The sequence below is a fragment of the Flagellatimonas centrodinii genome (genome assembly GCF_016918765.2).
In the GTDB taxonomy this organism is placed as follows: Bacteria; Pseudomonadota; Gammaproteobacteria; order Nevskiales; family Nevskiaceae; genus Polycyclovorans; species Polycyclovorans centrodinii.
In genome coordinates, this window is record NZ_CP092104.1 from 3,002,039 (window position 1) to 3,017,386 (window position 15,348).

13 protein-coding genes are annotated in these 15,348 nt (G+C 59.6%); 8 read left to right on the plus strand and 5 right to left on the minus strand.

Translation table 11 applies throughout. The features are described from left to right. Nucleotides 1–374: 374 nt before the first annotated feature. From JN531_RS14490 to brxL, 4 genes are read left to right on the plus strand one after another with little or no spacing between them, the layout of a single operon-like run. Nucleotides 375–1,145: a type IV toxin-antitoxin system AbiEi family antitoxin domain-containing protein gene (locus JN531_RS14490; RefSeq protein WP_228349570.1), complete on the plus strand. Its 771-nt coding sequence runs from the start codon at nt 375–377 to the stop codon at nt 1,143–1,145. Next, nucleotides 1,132–2,055, plus strand: a complete 924-nt coding sequence (locus tag JN531_RS14495) for a nucleotidyl transferase AbiEii/AbiGii toxin family protein (protein ID WP_228349571.1) — start codon at nt 1,132–1,134, stop codon at nt 2,053–2,055. Before JN531_RS14490 ends, JN531_RS14495 begins: the two co-directional genes overlap by 14 nt. Next, complete coding sequence (gene pglZ, locus JN531_RS14500; RefSeq protein ID WP_228349572.1) at nt 2,055–4,694, plus strand: BREX-1 system phosphatase PglZ type A; 2,640 nt, start codon at nt 2,055–2,057, stop codon at nt 4,692–4,694. The genes JN531_RS14495 and pglZ overlap by 1 nt, the downstream gene beginning before the upstream one ends. Further along, the gene (gene brxL / locus JN531_RS14505; RefSeq protein WP_228349573.1) at nt 4,678–6,726 is read left to right on the plus strand and encodes a protease Lon-related BREX system protein BrxL; all 2,049 of its coding nucleotides are present in this window, start codon (nt 4,678–4,680) and stop codon (nt 6,724–6,726) included. Before pglZ ends, brxL begins: the two co-directional genes overlap by 17 nt. A 555-nt stretch (nt 6,727–7,281) precedes the next feature. Here brxL and JN531_RS14510 read toward each other — a convergent pair. The 5 genes from JN531_RS14510 to JN531_RS14530 all read right to left on the minus strand — a co-directional run bounded on the left by JN531_RS14510 (nt 7,282) and on the right by JN531_RS14530 (nt 11,171). Further along, nucleotides 7,282–7,566 carry a hypothetical protein gene (locus JN531_RS14510; RefSeq protein ID WP_228349574.1) on the minus strand — a complete coding sequence of 95 codons (285 nt, stop codon included), beginning with the start codon at nt 7,564–7,566 and terminating at the stop codon, nt 7,282–7,284. 153 nt (nt 7,567–7,719) lie between these two features. Further along, a protein-coding gene (locus JN531_RS14515) for an IS3 family transposase (protein ID WP_228347778.1) occupies nt 7,720–8,876 on the minus strand; the annotation gives its coding sequence in 2 pieces (ribosomal slippage) (nt 7,720–8,636 and nt 8,636–8,876; 1,158 coding nt in all). After that, a complete protein-coding gene (locus JN531_RS14520) occupies nt 8,827–9,204 on the minus strand; it encodes a hypothetical protein (RefSeq protein ID WP_228349575.1) in 378 nt (125 codons plus the stop codon). The genes JN531_RS14515 and JN531_RS14520 overlap by 50 nt, the downstream gene beginning before the upstream one ends. 31 nt (nt 9,205–9,235) lie before the next feature. Next, a complete protein-coding gene (locus tag JN531_RS14525) occupies nt 9,236–10,612 on the minus strand; it encodes a Y-family DNA polymerase (protein ID WP_228349576.1) in 1,377 nt (458 codons plus the stop codon). Nucleotides 10,613–10,664: 52 nt separating this feature from the next. Then, the gene (locus JN531_RS14530; RefSeq protein WP_228349577.1) at nt 10,665–11,171 is read right to left on the minus strand and encodes a LexA family protein; all 507 of its coding nucleotides are present in this window, start codon (nt 11,169–11,171) and stop codon (nt 10,665–10,667) included. Between the two features lie 218 nt (nt 11,172–11,389). On the opposite strand from JN531_RS14530, the gene JN531_RS14535 reads away from it, so the two are divergent. The 4 genes from JN531_RS14535 (at nt 11,390) to JN531_RS14550 (ending at nt 15,087) form a co-directional block, all read left to right on the plus strand. Beyond that, complete coding sequence (locus JN531_RS14535; protein ID WP_228349578.1) at nt 11,390–12,508, plus strand: endonuclease; 1,119 nt, start codon at nt 11,390–11,392, stop codon at nt 12,506–12,508. A 101-nt stretch (nt 12,509–12,609) separates the two neighbouring features. Continuing rightward, nucleotides 12,610–12,798, plus strand: a complete 189-nt coding sequence (locus tag JN531_RS14540; protein ID WP_228349579.1) for an H-NS family nucleoid-associated regulatory protein — start codon at nt 12,610–12,612, stop codon at nt 12,796–12,798. A gap of 62 nt (nt 12,799–12,860) precedes the next feature. Then, the gene (locus JN531_RS14545) at nt 12,861–13,505 is read left to right on the plus strand and encodes an SOS response-associated peptidase (protein WP_228349580.1); all 645 of its coding nucleotides are present in this window, start codon (nt 12,861–12,863) and stop codon (nt 13,503–13,505) included. Nucleotides 13,506–14,082: 577 nt separating this feature from the next. Next, nucleotides 14,083–15,087: a restriction endonuclease gene (locus JN531_RS14550; protein WP_228349581.1), complete on the plus strand. Its 1,005-nt coding sequence runs from the start codon at nt 14,083–14,085 to the stop codon at nt 15,085–15,087. Nucleotides 15,088–15,348 lie beyond the last annotated feature (261 nt).

The following is a 15,348-nucleotide window of genomic DNA, read 5'->3' on the forward strand; positions in this document are numbered from 1 at the left end:
CTGCGAAGTTTCAAGAAAAGTCAGTATGTCGCACACCTCGATTCGTATGCTGAGAGTTTGGATCAGGAAACTGAACATCAGAGGCAGGACTATTACCGCACTACTAGAGACCCAGCCGATGTTATAAAACGGGCCCCTTTTCTTTCTACACTTCATGCTGTGTGGCTCTATTGGATTCCGCTATTGATTGCAGCCCATAGTGGTTTATCGCTGCTGATTAAGATTTTGGAGATAAGGTGCGTTGAGTAGCACTCGCGAGAAGTGTCTGGTTTTGTACAGCTGTAATGTCGCGGCGATTGTGCACGTTAGCTTCAAGACGTCTTGGTGATCGTTTGGTTTGACATGGAGCGCCAGAGCGTACTATTAGTACGCCTGTGGACGCCAAGATAAACCTTCTCCTCTCTCAACTTCCGCGCGCCGCCGTGGCCACGCCGCCATGGCTGCGGACGTTGGATATCGACCGCAACCTCACGGCGCGCTATCTGCGGAGCGGCTGGCTGGCGTCCGTTGCAGCAGGGGCTTACACACGAGCTGGAGATTCCCCGGACTGGCCTGGAGCCCTCTGGGGCCTGCAAAAAGCAGGGTGCCCGGTTTGGGCGGGCGGACAGACCGCTTTGGAGCTCTCTGGACTTGGCCAGAATCTTGTCATGGGTGCGGCACCCATCACGTTGTTTGGTGACCCCGGCGCCAAGTTGCCCAAGTGGGCTGTAGGTGGTCCCTGGCGTCGGCCACTCACCCTGTTCACGCCAGCGCTGCTGAACGAGACTGTGGCCGAATCTACTTCATTTCAAACAATAACGGCCGGGGAGATAGCGCTCAAGATATCGACCCCCGAACGGGCTGTGTTGGAACTGGCTTACGGCGTACACGATGAGGCGGGCTTTGAGCCTCTGGACCATGCAATGCAAGGGCTGATGACCTTGCGCCCAGCCGCGATGCAATCACTACTGGAGAAATGCCGATTGGTGCGCGTTGTGCGCTTGGTGCTGCTGCTTGCTGAGCACTACGGCCACCCATGGGTGAAGCGGGTCGATTTGTCAGCGCTCGATCTCGGCAGCGGCAAGCGGCAGCTTTGGCCCGGAAGCTCGATCCACCCCAAGTACCTCATCAGTGTGCCGAAGGGGTTCCTGAATGGCACTGTATGAACAATACGCCCGGCAGGTTCGGCTACTGGTGGACGTTCTGCCCTACGTGGCCCAGGAGTCTTGCTTCGCATTGAAGGGCGGCACGGCCATCAATCTGTTTGTGAGGGACCTGCTACGACTGTCGGTGGACATAGACCTCGCGTATTTACCCATCGCCTCTCGTGAGGCATCACTGACGGATGCGCGGGCGGCGCTGACGCGCATCGCTACCGCTCTGTCAGAGCGATTGCCGGGGGCGCAGGCCCGCCAAGATCACAACCGCGAGGACAGTCTGCGGATCGTCGTTCTGCGGCAGGGCATCCAGATCAAGATCGAGGTTTCGCCGGTGCTGCGGGGCACGTTGCACCCCCCAGAGGTGATGGACGTGTCGCCAGGGGTGGAGACTGAATTCGGCTTTGCCTCGATGCCCGTACTCGCCATGCCGGACCTGTACGGTGGCAAGCTTTGCGCGGCGTTAGACCGGCAGCATCCACGCGACTGGTTTGACGTGAAGCTGCTGCTGGATGCGGGCGAGTTGAGCCGAGAGGTCTTCGAAGGGTTTCTGGTGTACCTGATCAGCCACGGGCGCCCAATGCACGAGCTGCTGGGGGGTCGTTGGAAGCCGTTGGAGGCTGTCTACAAAACCCAGTTCGAGGGCATGACGCGCGAGCCGATGTCGCTTGCTGACTTGGAGTCGGTGCGGGACAGACTTCTGAGCCGACTGAAGCAGTTAATGACAGCCAAGGACAAGGCATTTCTACTCTCTGTCAAACAGGGGGAGCCAGACTGGGCGTTGTTCCCGCATACGGGCGTTGACCGACTCCCCGCCGTGCAGTGGAAGCTACACAACATAAGGCTGATGAAGCCGGTACAACAGGCGAAAGCCATCGAGCTGCTCCGGCAGACGCTTGAACAATATGGGGAGGCCTGATGCCGCAGCCGCAGAGCCAAGGGCAGGTAGAGAGAATCAAGGCAGGACTCGCGTCGTTGCTGGCTGGGGGCAATCGCATCATCTGGTGGTCAGACCCTGATGCAGAGCTTTCCGAGATGGTCTCGGAGATAGATTTAGAGGGAGTTGAGATCGTCTCTCTTGAACAGGAATCTGCCTTTGCATTGAAGCGCCGGATTGAGCTGGACGCGCCGAAACAACCCTTTGTGATTTACGACAACCAGCCGCCACCGCCGGTTGAGTCCGACTGGCTACTGGATGTGCGCCTGTATGCCGCCCGCTTTGAGGCCGATGCAACCGCCATGCTGATTCAGGATTTGGGCCTGAAGAACCAGCATCTACGTGACCACTTGAAGGCGCGGGCTCGCTTTCTCGCCAGTCAGGAGCGGGTGGAGCGCCTGAAACGTTGGTTACAGCCTGATGATCTTGAACCCGCCATAGACCTGAAGATGCTGGCCGTTGCGGTGAGAGCGGAGCAGCCGGATGTATTTCATGTGTTCTCGGCACTCTTCAGCTCTCTCGCCGCGCTCGACGAAGGCGCTGAGCCCGAAGGTTGCGCTGCATTCGTGGCAATTCAAAAGCTCGGTTTGGAAGCGCCGTTCTGGGTTTTTGCAAAGGCGACTTTCGGCTACAGCGCGGTTGAGACGAAGCTCTGGAATCTGCTGCTACACCTGTTGGTGACCGATCTAGGAGCAGCTCTTGGCTCGTCGCTGCCCGTGCCCTTGAAGCCACTGCTGTTGACCGGCCCCAAAGCGGCGACGGTATGCGTATTTCTGTCTCAGTGGCGTGACAGCACCTTGCGGCAGGGAGCCTACGACGTGCTGTCGTCTCGGGTGGGCCGCGAGCTGAATGTGTCGGATCTTCTGGCGGACGTGCCCCTAAGCCGCCTGGCCGTGTGCATGAGCTTTATCGCGGTGGAGCGACAGTTGGCGGACCGCATTCGCTCGGCGCTGCTGAATGACAGCAGCGACGTGGTGACCCACGAGCTGAGAGCAGTGATGACTCGGCGCCTTGATGGTTACTGGGCCAATCCTCGTTGGCCAGATACACCGGAAGCGCCGCGCAAGACCTGGAACGCTTATTACCTGGCCGCGCAAACTGCGATGCGTTTCTTCGAGCTGTGTCTGCCGCTACCGGCCAGTTTGAAGTTTTCGTCGGCGGGCGAGTGCGTGAAACGCTACACCGATGAACTGTTCGAAGTAGATCAGCTCTACCGCCAGTATCACGAGCATGCTGATGTGGTGGATCAGCGCGGCGCCGATACCTTGCAGGCCGTGGGTCAAAAGGTGGAGGACTGGTATCTCAACCGTTTCTTGCAGCCCTTGGCGCAGCGGTGGGACGGCTTCATTGAAGGCGGACTGCTGGAGCAGTGGCAAGTCGAGGGGCTGCCGTCTCAGCAGGCGTTTTTTGCGCGCGAGGTGCTGAAGTATTTGTCAGGCGATGCGGATCGCCGGGTGTTCGTGGTGATCAGCGATGCGCTTCGCTATGAGGTGGCGGAGGAGCTCTCACAACAGCTCAACGGCAAAAACCGGTTTTTGGCGACGCTGGCAGCCCAATTGGGTGTGTTGCCGTCCTACACCAAGCTGGGCATGGCGAGCCTGCTGCCGCATGAGGTCCTGAGCTACAACGACAAGGGCTTGGTGCTGGCTGACGGACAATCAACTGAGGGCTTAGATCAGCGCTCCCGCTTGCTGAACAAGCACGACGGGCTGGCGCTGAGGGCTGAAGACTTCCTCGCGATGAACAAGGCGCAGGGGCGTGAGGCGGTGAAGGACGCCTCTGTGATCTACGTCTACCACAACAAAATCGACGCGATTGGCGACACCGCCAGCACCGAGAGCGAGACATTTTCGGCCTGCCGGAAAGCCATCGACGAGCTGGACCAGATCGTCAGCCGCATCATCAACAATCTCAACGGCCATCATGTGCTGGTGACCGCCGACCACGGGTTTCTTTTCCGGGAAAGCGACCTCGAAGCGTTAGACAAAAACGCGCTCGCCCAGAAGCCCGGTGGCACCGTGGTTGCCAAAAAGCGCTACCTGATCGGCAAGGGATTGCCCTCCGTACCGCAGGCCCACACGGGCCATGTGCGCAACACAGCAGGGTGCGACGACGACATGATGTTCTGGCTACCAAAGGGTGTCGCGCGATTCCACTTCGTCGGCGGTGCGCGCTTCGTCCATGGCGGTGCCGCGTTGCAGGAAGTGGTGGTGCCGGTCATCACCGTGCGCCAACAGCGCGGCGCAAAGGCCAAGGCGACTGAGATCCGCAAGGCCGGGGTCACGGTGCTGGGCAGTAACTTTCGTGTCACCACCAACCGCTATGCCTTTACGCTGTTGCAGGCCGAGGCGGTGAGTGAGCGCGTCAAGCCTGTCGCGATTCGGGTGGGCCTTTACGGACCCAGCAACAAGCCAATCTCAAACATCGAGCACCTGACGCTGGACAGTGAGGCCGAGGATCTTGGCCAACGCCAGCGGACCGTGAGCCTCAATCTCACCGCAGGACCCTTTAACCGATCCGACACCCATCACCTGGTGATCTCGGATGCCGACACAACGGTGGAGCTAATGCGCACCGAAGTGAAAATCGACTTGGCGTTTACCAATGACTTTGACTTCTGAAATTCAGCCGCGCGATCTCGACCGGCTGCTCAACGAGCACTTTGCCGGTCGCGTGGTCCGCAAGGACCTCACCAAGCGTCTCAAAGAGGGCGCCAACGTGCCTGTGTACGTGCTGGAGTACCTACTCGGCATGTACTGCGCGTCTGATGACCAAACGGTCATTGACGCGGGCATGGAGACCGTTAAAAAGATCCTGGCCGAAAACTATGTGCGCCCCGATGAAGCGGAGAAAGTGAAGAGCCGCATCAAGGAACGGGGCAGCTTCAAGATCATCGACAAGGTGTCGGTGACGCTGAACGACAAGAAGGATGTCTATCAGGCGCTGTTCCATAACTTGGGCGTGAAAGACGCCGAGATCCACGACCGCTATGTACGCGAGTTCGAGAAGCTGCTGGCAGGCGGCATCTGGTGCATCGTGACGCTGGCCTATGTCTTCGACGAGGGCTCCAAAACGTCGCCGTTCGTGGTGACCGAACTCAAGCCCATCCAGATGCCGAACATGGATATGGACGGGCTCATGAAGGCGCGGGATGCCTTCACCGAAGACGAGTGGATCGATGTACTGCTTCGATCCACAGGCATGGAGCCGACCAACCTTGATCGCCGCGCTTGCTGGCACCTGCTGGCGCGCATGGTTGGGTATGTGGAGAACAACTACAACAGCTGCGAGCTGGGCCCGCGCGGTACCGGCAAAAGTCACATCTACAAGGAGGTCAGCCCCAATAGCATCCTGATCTCTGGCGGCCAAACGACGGTGGCCAACCTGTTCTACAACATGGCGCGGCGCATCGTCGGACTGGTGGGGATGTGGGATGTCGTGGCCTTTGACGAGGTGGCAGGCATCACCTTCAAGGACAAGGACGGCGTCCAAATCATGAAGGACTACATGGCCTCCGGCTCGTTCGCACGGGGCCGCGATGCCATCTCGGCATCCGCCAGCATGATGTTCATCGGGAACATCAATCAGCCGGTAGAAACACTGGTGAAGACCAGCCACCTGCTGGCGCCGTTCCCGGCTGCGATGATCGACACGGCATTCTTTGATCGCTTCCATGCCTACATCCCAGGCTGGGAGATCCCCAAGATGCGTCCGGAGTTCTTCACGGATCACTACGGCCTGATCACTGACTATCTGGCCGAGTATCTGCGCGAGATGCGCAAGCATAATTTTGCGGATGCCATCGACAAGTACTTCCGGCTTGGCAAGGACTTGAACCAGCGCGACACCATCGCAGTGCGGCGGACCACGTCGGGGCTGCTGAAGTTGCTTTACCCGCATGGCAAGTTCGACAAGGAGGCCGTACAGCGCTGCCTGGAGTACGCGCTGGAGGTGCGCCGCCGGGTGAAGGAGCAGCTCAAGAAGATCGGCGGCATGGAGTTCTATGACGTGAACTTCAGCTACGTTGATCATAAGACCGATGAAGAGCGTTATGTGCTGGTGGCCGAGCAGGGCGGTGGCGGTCTCATCCCTGATGCGCCGTCGAAGCCTGGTGTCCTGCACCTGATCACTACAGGATCAAACGGACACTTGGGCCTGTATCGCATCGAGACGCAGGTCACGACAGGCGGCGGAAAGCTCAGCACCTCAGGTCTTGGGTCCAGTTCCCAAGCCAAAGAGGCGCTCAAGGTCGGATTCGACTACCTCAAGGCGAACGCTAATCGCGTCAGCGCAGGGAGCAAGGTCAATGAACACGACTATCACCTGCACTTGGTGGAGCTGCACAACAGCGGCGCGCCACGGGCGCTGACGTTGGCGAGCTTCATTGCGCTGTGTTCGGGCCTCGTGAACCGCCCGGTGCAACAACAACTGGTGATCCTGGGAGACATGAGCCTGGGTGGCAACATCACACCGGTCGACAATTTGGCCGACTGCTTGCAAATGGCTCTGGATGCGGGTGCCAAGCGCGTGCTGATGCCAATGGCCAGCGTGGGCGCCATCCCAACAGTCCCCGGCGAGCTTTTCGGCAAGTTCCAGGTGAGCTTTTATGCTGACCCCGTCGATGCCGCCTTCAAAGCGATAGGCATTTCATAGGTCTGCCTCTTTCGCTGCGGAGGCTGCTCACTTCGACCCGCCGAGGAGCCAGTTCACTATCCATTTCACGGGGAAATAGATCGCGAAAAAAACGAAGAGAAGCCCAAGCAACAGCATTGACGAGCTCATGGTAGTAACTACGTGTTTCGGGCCATGTACACACCATCTCGGGTCACCACCGACAGACAGACCTCCGTTGAGTTGCCAGCAAACGACGGGATGTTAATCCGTCCAACATCCCGTCCGGATGCAATATCGGTGCTGCGAGCCCCAAACAGAACCGAGCCACTCACGGCCACTTCGGCTTGCACCGTTTCCCGAAACTCTGAATGTTTCAACCTGGCCTCGGATCCCGCTGCCATGCCGGTGCTAATGACGGTAACAAGCACTACAGCTGCAAGTGTCTGGATCATGCGAGCGCATCCCCCAAGATTAAGGAACCTAGCATCCGACGCTTTGCAATTTGTGGCGACTTCGGCGTGGATCAGCGGCCAAGCTGGACCGCTTAGTAACAAATGCTCCGATAAGCGCGCACCGTAACAGTAACAATTGTTCTCATAGCATCTTCGCCCAGCTTCGCTCCGACCGATACGGCGTGGCCTTGGCCAGGCTCACCCACGTTGAAATGCTGGGCACGAAGGGCTCCGTCCTCGGTGCCGCTCTCACCATCACGAGTCTGTCGTCTTCTTCGACCATCACCCCGCAGCACTCGGGGATCTCTTCCGGTTTGGCGATACCTGCCGCCAGCACGTAGATGCACTGCCCAGCAGCGGCGAGATAGCCTTGATGCTTTTCCGGTTTCTTCAGGTCCCCCAGCAGATCAGCACGGCGTACCTTCACCTCGTGGATGATCGGTTCGAGATACTTCTCTGAAGTCGTTTTCCGGATCGAGAATACATCCGGCCTGCTGTGCTGCCAGTCCTCACCGGGTTTGCTGAGCAGGGTAAGGTCCAGATAGACAATCCGGCCCTGCTCGATCTGTTGCTCTGGGTTCTACCCCGTAACCACGGACGGTTTGGAAAGAGCTGAAAACTTCTGATCCTGCTTGGCGACTCTACGCCGCATTCTCGGGTTGTGGAATCGCTCGATGTAGTCGAACACATCCGCCTTGGCGACATCGAGCGTCGGATACTTCACACGGTGCGTGCGCTCCCGCTTGAGCATGCCGAAGAAGCCCTCGCAGGCAGCGTTGTCTCCGCAATGGCCAACGGCACTCATTGAGCACAGCAGCGTGTTCCTGGTCAGATAGCGTTGATAGTCACTGCTGCGGAATTGGCTGCCGCGATCCGAATGTAGGATCACTGACCATCCGCCCTGACGTTGCCAGATCGCCATTTCGACGGCCCGGATCACCATCTGACGGTCCTGCCGGTGATGCATCGACCACCCGATCACGAGCTTGCTGAACAGGTCGAGGACGACGCATAGATACAGCTTGCCCTCGTCGGTTTTGATCTCGGTGATGTCGGTCACCCACTTGGTCTCGGGCTCCAAAGCATTGAAATCCCGCTCCAGCAGATTGCGCACGCCAGGTGGCGGCAGCCCCGGCTGACCGCGCGGGCCGCGCCGTTTCCTGCGCGGCCAGCCCTGCACGCCGTGCAGCGCCATCAGGCGAGCCACGCGATTGACGCTGGCAGTCTCACCTTCTTCGGCAAGATCCTCCTGCATGCGAGGCGCACCCAGAACGCCACGGCTGTCTTCGTGAAGCTCACGGATGCGTGCAAGCAGTCGATCGTTGTCGACCTGACGTGCGCTGGGCTGGCGCGTACTCCAGCCGTAATAACCGCTCGGCGACACCCGCAGGCAGCGGCACATCAGGCGAACAGGGAAATCATCGCGGCAACGCTCGATCGCCTGATATCTCAGGACGACCCCTTGGCAAAGAACGTCGCCGCTTCGCGTAAAAAATCCCGCTCCTTCTTCACCCGGGCAAGCTCGCGTTTGAGCCGCGCCAGCTCCTCATCGCGGGCGGTGCCCGTGCCACCAAAGGCGACTTGCCCTTGGCCCTCAATCTCGCGCTTCCAGCGGGTTAGCAGGCTGTCCCGGATGCCCAACTCCCGGGCGACCTGCGCGCAACTCACACCCGGCTGGCGGCACTGCTCAACAGCCCCGCGCTTGAACTCCGGGCTGAACTTCCTTCGCTTCGACATGAACACTCCTTTTGGCCATTGTCGGCCTTCTCGAAAGTGTCCGTGCTATCGGGGTAGAACCCTCTGCTACTTTTCTGACCAACGCCTCATGGGCGTCGTAAGCCGCGCGGTTGGTTTCCAGTGACTGCGCCAGGACCTGCATGCCGCTGTCGCTCACCCGCAGGTATTCCGGTTTGCCTTCTGGGTTGACCCTCTCCAGTAGCCCTGCCGCGATGAGATCAATCTCGATGCTGTCCAGACATGGCCATCCTGCTGATCGGTACATCTGCCGCAGGCGCTGCATATGGATACGTTTGAGGGTGGGCGGCTGAATCGCTTGATCACTCATCACTTGATGATCTTGGCTTGACGGTCCTTGCTCACTGCACCGTGGGCAGCGAACGCCAATCCGTTGTGTACGCCGCCGACAGGTTGCCGCGCTTCATGCTCCAGCTCTTGTGAATGCCCGCACCTGCTGTTTGCAGGGTCCGGCTGCCATATCGTCGGTTGACGGTGTCGAGGGCTGCATTGAGGCGCTCTCGCTTCTCTCTCCCCTCCGTGTCCTCGAACAGCGTGATCTGCCGTTCGGTTCTGGGGCTGAGATCCGTCAGCATGATCGATGCCTTCTGGTAGACGTAACCCTCGCGGTAGAGCTGCTTGAGCATCCTCACCGCGTACTGCCCAAGCACCAAGGTGTCGTCAGTGGCCTCTGCCAGCTTGCAGCTGATGGCTTTGTTGTACTGGGGCACATCCGGCTTGAAGGGATTGGTTTGGATGCCGACCTGCAACATTCCCGCGATGGAGCCCTGAGCGCGCAGCTTCTCGGCGGCGCGGGCCAGATAGGTCAGTACGGCTTCTCTGAGATCTGCCTCTGATGTCACGTGCTGGCCGAAACTACGCGACGACAGGATCTGCTGTTTCTTGGGTGACAGCTCCTCAATGTCGAGGCAGCTGATGCCGTTGAGCTCTTCGACCGTCCGCTCCAAGACCACCGAGAACTGACCGCGAATCCGTTTCGGATTGGCGTCCTTCAGGTCCTGAACCGTGTGGATGCCCATGGCCTTGAGCTGTGCGGTCAATCGACCACCCACACCCCAGACTTCACCGACATCCAGCGATGACAGCCATTGGCGCTGTTCATCGATCGTGAGCGATTCCAGATCAAAGCTGCCTACCCACTGCGGGTTCTTCTTGGCGATGTGGTTTGCAAGCTTCGCTCTGGTCTTGGTGCTGCCGATGCCGACGCAGACGGTGAGTCCGGTCCACTGCTGAATCCGGTTTCGGATGAGCAGACCGTGGTCTCTGAATGTGGTGGTGATCAAGCCCATCCCGGAAAAATCGAGGAAGCACTCATCGATGGAGTAGACCTCCTGTCTGGGTGCCATGCCCCCGAGGATGGTCATCACCCGATGGCTCATGTCGGCGTACAGGGTGTAGTTGCTGGACAGGGCTTTCAGCCCACGGGCTTTGAACTCCTTCGGTACCAGGTGCCACGGCTGACCCATCTTGATACCTAGGGACTTGGCTTCGGCAGAGCGGGCCACCACGCAGCCGTCGTTATTCGACAAGACCACCAGCGGCTTGCCAGCAAGCCGTGGATCGAAAACGGCTTCGCAGCTGCAATAGAAGTTGTTGACGTCGACCAAAGCGAAACGGGTTTGCACCCTTGGCCGCGCTCCGGTTACGAGGCTGTCGGTGTCTACGCTGGAAGGGGAGATTGTGTCCATGGACAGAAGGCTATTGGTCTGCTGTCTCAAACCGTGAGACTCCACCCAGTGATTCCGAAACAGATCGCAGCAGCCGCGCCGCCTAGAACCGCCGCACCGATCCGGTGACCACACCCCACAGCGTGCAGTCCTCCGCCTGATCGAGATAGAGAATGGGGTACTGATCACGCTGGGCCGCATTTTCGGACACCAGCGCAAGCCGTCCGCCGGCCAACTTGGCGAGGCGCTTCACGTAGATATCGCCAGCATAGGTGGCGACAACGATCGATCCAGGTCGCGTATCAATGGAGCGGTCCACCGCGAGCACATCCCCTTCGAAGATCTTGGCATCGACCATCGACTCACCCTGGACACGGACGAAGAACGTCGCGGGGGGATTGCGGATCAGCAGCTCGTTGAGATCCAGGGTTTCCTCGACGTAGTCAGCCGCTGGTGACGGAAACCCTGCCTGAGGACAGGGTGATGCAATCAGCGGCAGGCGCAGGGAGACCGGTTCTGGATGCGCATCGCCGAGATGCAGCGCATTCGCGCTGAATCTGACGGAGGGAAATAGCGGTGTGGTGGTTGCCGGGATCAGAGAGCGCTGCATGGGGGGAATGCCTGGAGGAAAGCGGAGACTGGCTGGATATACAGTCTCACGCGGCTCGACAGTCGGCAAGCCGTCGAGGATAGCCGTGAGGTGTTGGGGCAGAAATGATTTTCGCTACTTGGCCGGATTTACTGGGCACTCATTGGCGCCAACCGCGACAATGATGGCCATCTAATTTCAGCTTCGATCCAGCGCTCACGCGCGCTGGCTCGCTCCACATGCCCAAACGAAAAACCAAGGCTGCAACGCCCCGGCGTCGCAGCCGAAGAGCAGCGCCTGCTCGCCGTACTCAATCGATCTTTGCCAAGCTGATCGCACCGCTGTGGGTGCTGTTGGTGGTGGTGCTTGCCGTGGCTTTTGTAAGTTCCGAGCAGGGATCTGACTGGGTTGGCAGAACGCTGTCGAGCCTCGGTGCCGACCTCCAGAAAGATCTGGCCTCCGTGACCAAGAGTGTCACTGCGGCGCTGCCATCTTCGGGTGTTGCCGAGCCCCGACCATCAATATCACCCGCACCTCGGCCTCCAGCGAGAGTGGTTGCTGCGGCACCGAGACCAAAACCTGAATCAAAGCCGAGTCCTAATGTAACGCTGTTACAACAGCCATTACCGACACCCTCTCAGGCAGCGTCGAGCAATGAATCGACGCGCGCCGCGCGGCAACAGCCCCAGACCATCATCCTGCGGTCGTCGGGATTCCCTACCAGCTTCGATGCCGCAAAGCGGATGCTGGCGCGGGATGTCTACTTCGATGTGCGGACAGACCGTTACTGCGACTGCACGTTCGACAGCCGTCTACGTGTCGATATGGCGACCTGCCCAATGCGGACGGAGCAATTCCAGAATCGGCAGGGCGGAATCGAATGGGGGCATGTGGTCCCAGCCTCCGATTTTGGCCGCCAGCGCCCCTGCTGGCGCAATGCGCCTCAGGGCACCGATGGCAGAACGCACTGCGGCCGGGTGGATGAGACCTACCGTCTCATGGAAGCCGATCCCCACAACTTGATTCCGGTGATCGGCGCGCTGAATGCCATTCGGTCGAATTACCGGTTTGGAATGGTCAGCGCTGGGACCGAAGACCCCGTCATTTCAGGCTGCGGATTCCGGGTGGCCAGACAGGGCGGCGGGCGATTCGTTGAGCCGCCCGATGCCGTGAAGGGACAGATCGCCCGCATCTACTTCTACTTTGAAGACCGCTACGGCCATCGCATAAGCGGGTCGCAGCGACGGGTCTTCGATACCTGGAATAAACAGTTCCCGCCAGATGCTTCCGAAATCGAGCGGGATCAGCGCCTAGCGGCGATCACCGGGGTGTCGAATCCGTTTGTGGTTTTGTACTGAGCTCCACAAACACATGAGCATCGGCGCGAATACCATGATCAAACAGTCCCGAAGAGGACCGCCAGCAGCTCTCCCATGCCACTCACACCTTCACGGAAGATATGACCACCACCAACCCCCTTAGCTACGTCGAACTGCAAGAGCGTATTGCAGCGCTGGAAGCCCAGGCCCGCATGATCAAGGCGCAGGAGCGCAATCAGCAGATTCGCGAGATCCTGGACCGGATGAATCGACACGGCATCGACATCGCTGATCTCAGAAAGCGCAGGCGTTCACGCAAGGGCAGCTGAGCGCTACTCGGATGACGAGCCACTCGACCGCAGATGCTTATCAGTAAGGGGGACCACCACCCATGTGCGCCAACTTCGAACCACCACCCGTTGAAAAGCTAATCGCCTGGGGATTCGCAATTGCAGCGGGCGCCCACTACAAGTCCGAGGTCTATCCCGGACAGGTGGCACCGGTCATCACCAGCGCCGATCCAAACCAGATTCACCTGGCCTGCTTTGGATTGGTGCCGCACTGGGCAGATCCCAAGCTGGCCCGCATGACCTACAACGCGCGCTGCGAAACGGTTGCAAGCAAACCCAGTTTCAGAACGGCCTGGCGCAACGGGCAACTCGCCGCCATCCCGGTCCAGTGCTTCTATGAGCCCAGCTACGAAACCGGAAAAGCGGTCCGCCACGCTATCCGCCGTAAAGACGGTGAGCCCTTCTGGCTGGCGGGTCTTTGGGAGCGACGGATGGATGATCCCGGCCCGACGCGCAAGTCATTCACCATGCTGACGATGGCCGCACCCTGTCATCCCATCATGGGACGCATGCATGGACCGGAGGACGAAAAGCGGTCGGTTGTAGTGCTCGAAGGGGAGAACCGTAATCGGTGGCTCGGCGCCAGCCGCCCCGGTGACCGCGCGCAGTTTCTGGAATTGTTTGATGCCGACGAATACGAGGACACCCCATCACCCCGTACCCGCGCGGCAACCAAAACCGGGTAAGGCGACAAGTGCGCGGCGGCATGGGCGCCCCGACGCCGACCAAGCATCTCAGTTGAGCGCGTCCGAATCACTGGCCGACGTCCCTCGCTACGCTCGGGCGTGAATCACCACGAATCAGTGAAATGCCTGAATCACTAACCCCGAATCACAAAGGCTGAATCACTCACCAGCCGAATCATCAGTCCGATGCCTCCAAGCGGGATGCCGCCTGCGGTGGCGACCACCATGGGCTGCAGTTGTGATCCTGGGGCAGGGTGGGGTGACATCGCCGCCGCTGATCGCGATGATTCGGCAATAACTCTCGCCACATAAGCGCATGCGACACATCGCCTTGCTGGTCCTACTCACCCTGATCGCCAGCGATGTCACCGCGCAGCGGCCCAAACCGGTTTGGGTGTGTGAATCCCCAGGTGGCGTGCGAGGCGCGCAAGATCGACCATGTCCTGATGGTTACATCATTCTGCGCTCGCCGGAGGGATGGGCCAGCCCAACGCCTCCATCAACTCCGTCGACACCGACAACAGCGCCGACACCGCCACGAATCCTGCCTAGTCTGCGATCAGCGGTGATTGAGGCCATGGCACCGGCCAGCACAACCGCATCGACCGGCAGCATCACCGAGCCCAGCAGGTCGCCTGCGACATCCAATCCGTTTGCGCCACTGATCAAAATGGTTTGGACCGCAGCAGGCATCGTCATCGCCGTCCTGCTCATTCTCGGCATTGCCAGAGTCGTCTTCTACAAGCGCAGCCTCGGCCACATCCTGACCTTTCTTGGCTTGATCGCAAGAGATCAAGCCAACCGTCGGCAACGCAGCCATCGCCGCGCCGCTGCTGGACGCACGTCGGCGCGGCCAGCCTCATCAGATCGAAAAACCGGTTTAAGCCCGATGCCCTGGCCAAAGCCACCATCGCAATCTGCACCGCCGCCACAAGCAACTAAACCAACAACGACGTCGCCACCGCCATCAACCTCAGAAACCGGAAATCCCGAACCGCAGGTCCATCGCCCCGCGCCTTACCCGGAGGCTTGGTCGATGGACCTGCTCCGCACCATGGATTGGCGACTACTGGAAACGCTGGTGTGCCGCTACTGGCAGATCAAGGGATACAACGCAGCCACCACCGGTCCGGGTGCCGACGGCGGTGTCGACGTCATTCTCCGCGACCGCCAAGACCCGCGACGGGTCGTCGCCGTCGCCCAATGCAAGTCATGGACCACAGGCAACGTAGGCGTTGAATCCGTCCGCGCACTCTGGGGTGCGCGCGACCACTTCAAAGCACAGCTTGCCCTGTTCTATACCGTTTACGGCTTTACCGAGGCCGCATCCGAGTTCGCCAAAAGCAAACACCTCAAGCTCATCGACGGCCACAGCCTGCTCACCCAGATCAATGCGCTCCCAACAGAGGATGCAAAAGCATTGTTGAGAGAAATCACAGAAGGTGACTACACAACACCCAGCTGCCCGAAGTGCGAATCCAAAATGGTGTTCAAGCGAGGCACCGAGGGCAAACACGACTTCTGGGGCTGCCCACGATTCCCGGTTTGTCGCTCCAGCACCATGAGATTGCGAAAGCAGTAGCCAGCGATCAGAGACAGTCCCATCACCAACAGCCACCCACCTCCAGCAGCCCCCCATCAGCAACCCACTAACAGCTGACGCCAGCCACTCATGAGTGGCTGGCGTCAGCTGAAATCTACCGCTATCCGCGACGCACCATCAGCCAGGTTAGACCGGTAATCAGCAGCCCTGCGGCCGCAAGGCTGCCGTACATCAATACCTCAACCATCCTCAGTTTTCCTCATTCACCTGATGCCCGAGCACCGGCTTGGCAGGGCAGCA

What these genes read in the sequence shown, in the direction of transcription:
- brxL (WP_228349573.1), top strand. Translation starts at nt 4,678, where the DNA reads ATGACTTTGACTTCTGAAATTCAGCCGCGCGATCTCGACCGGCTGCTC.
- pglZ (WP_228349572.1), top strand. Translation starts at nt 2,055, where the DNA reads ATGCCGCAGCCGCAGAGCCAAGGGCAGGTAGAGAGAATCAAGGCAGGA.
- JN531_RS14535 (WP_228349578.1), top strand. Translation starts at nt 11,390, where the DNA reads ATGCCCAAACGAAAAACCAAGGCTGCAACGCCCCGGCGTCGCAGCCGA.
- JN531_RS14540 (WP_228349579.1), top strand. Translation starts at nt 12,610, where the DNA reads ATGACCACCACCAACCCCCTTAGCTACGTCGAACTGCAAGAGCGTATT.
- JN531_RS14550 (WP_228349581.1), top strand. Translation starts at nt 14,083, where the DNA reads ATGGCACCGGCCAGCACAACCGCATCGACCGGCAGCATCACCGAGCCC.
- JN531_RS14545 (WP_228349580.1), top strand. Translation starts at nt 12,861, where the DNA reads ATGTGCGCCAACTTCGAACCACCACCCGTTGAAAAGCTAATCGCCTGG.
- JN531_RS14530 (WP_228349577.1), bottom strand. Translation starts at nt 11,171, where the DNA reads ATGCAGCGCTCTCTGATCCCGGCAACCACCACACCGCTATTTCCCTCC.
- JN531_RS14520 (WP_228349575.1), bottom strand. Translation starts at nt 9,204, where the DNA reads ATGAGTGATCAAGCGATTCAGCCGCCCACCCTCAAACGTATCCATATG.
- JN531_RS14495 (WP_228349571.1), top strand. Translation starts at nt 1,132, where the DNA reads ATGGCACTGTATGAACAATACGCCCGGCAGGTTCGGCTACTGGTGGAC.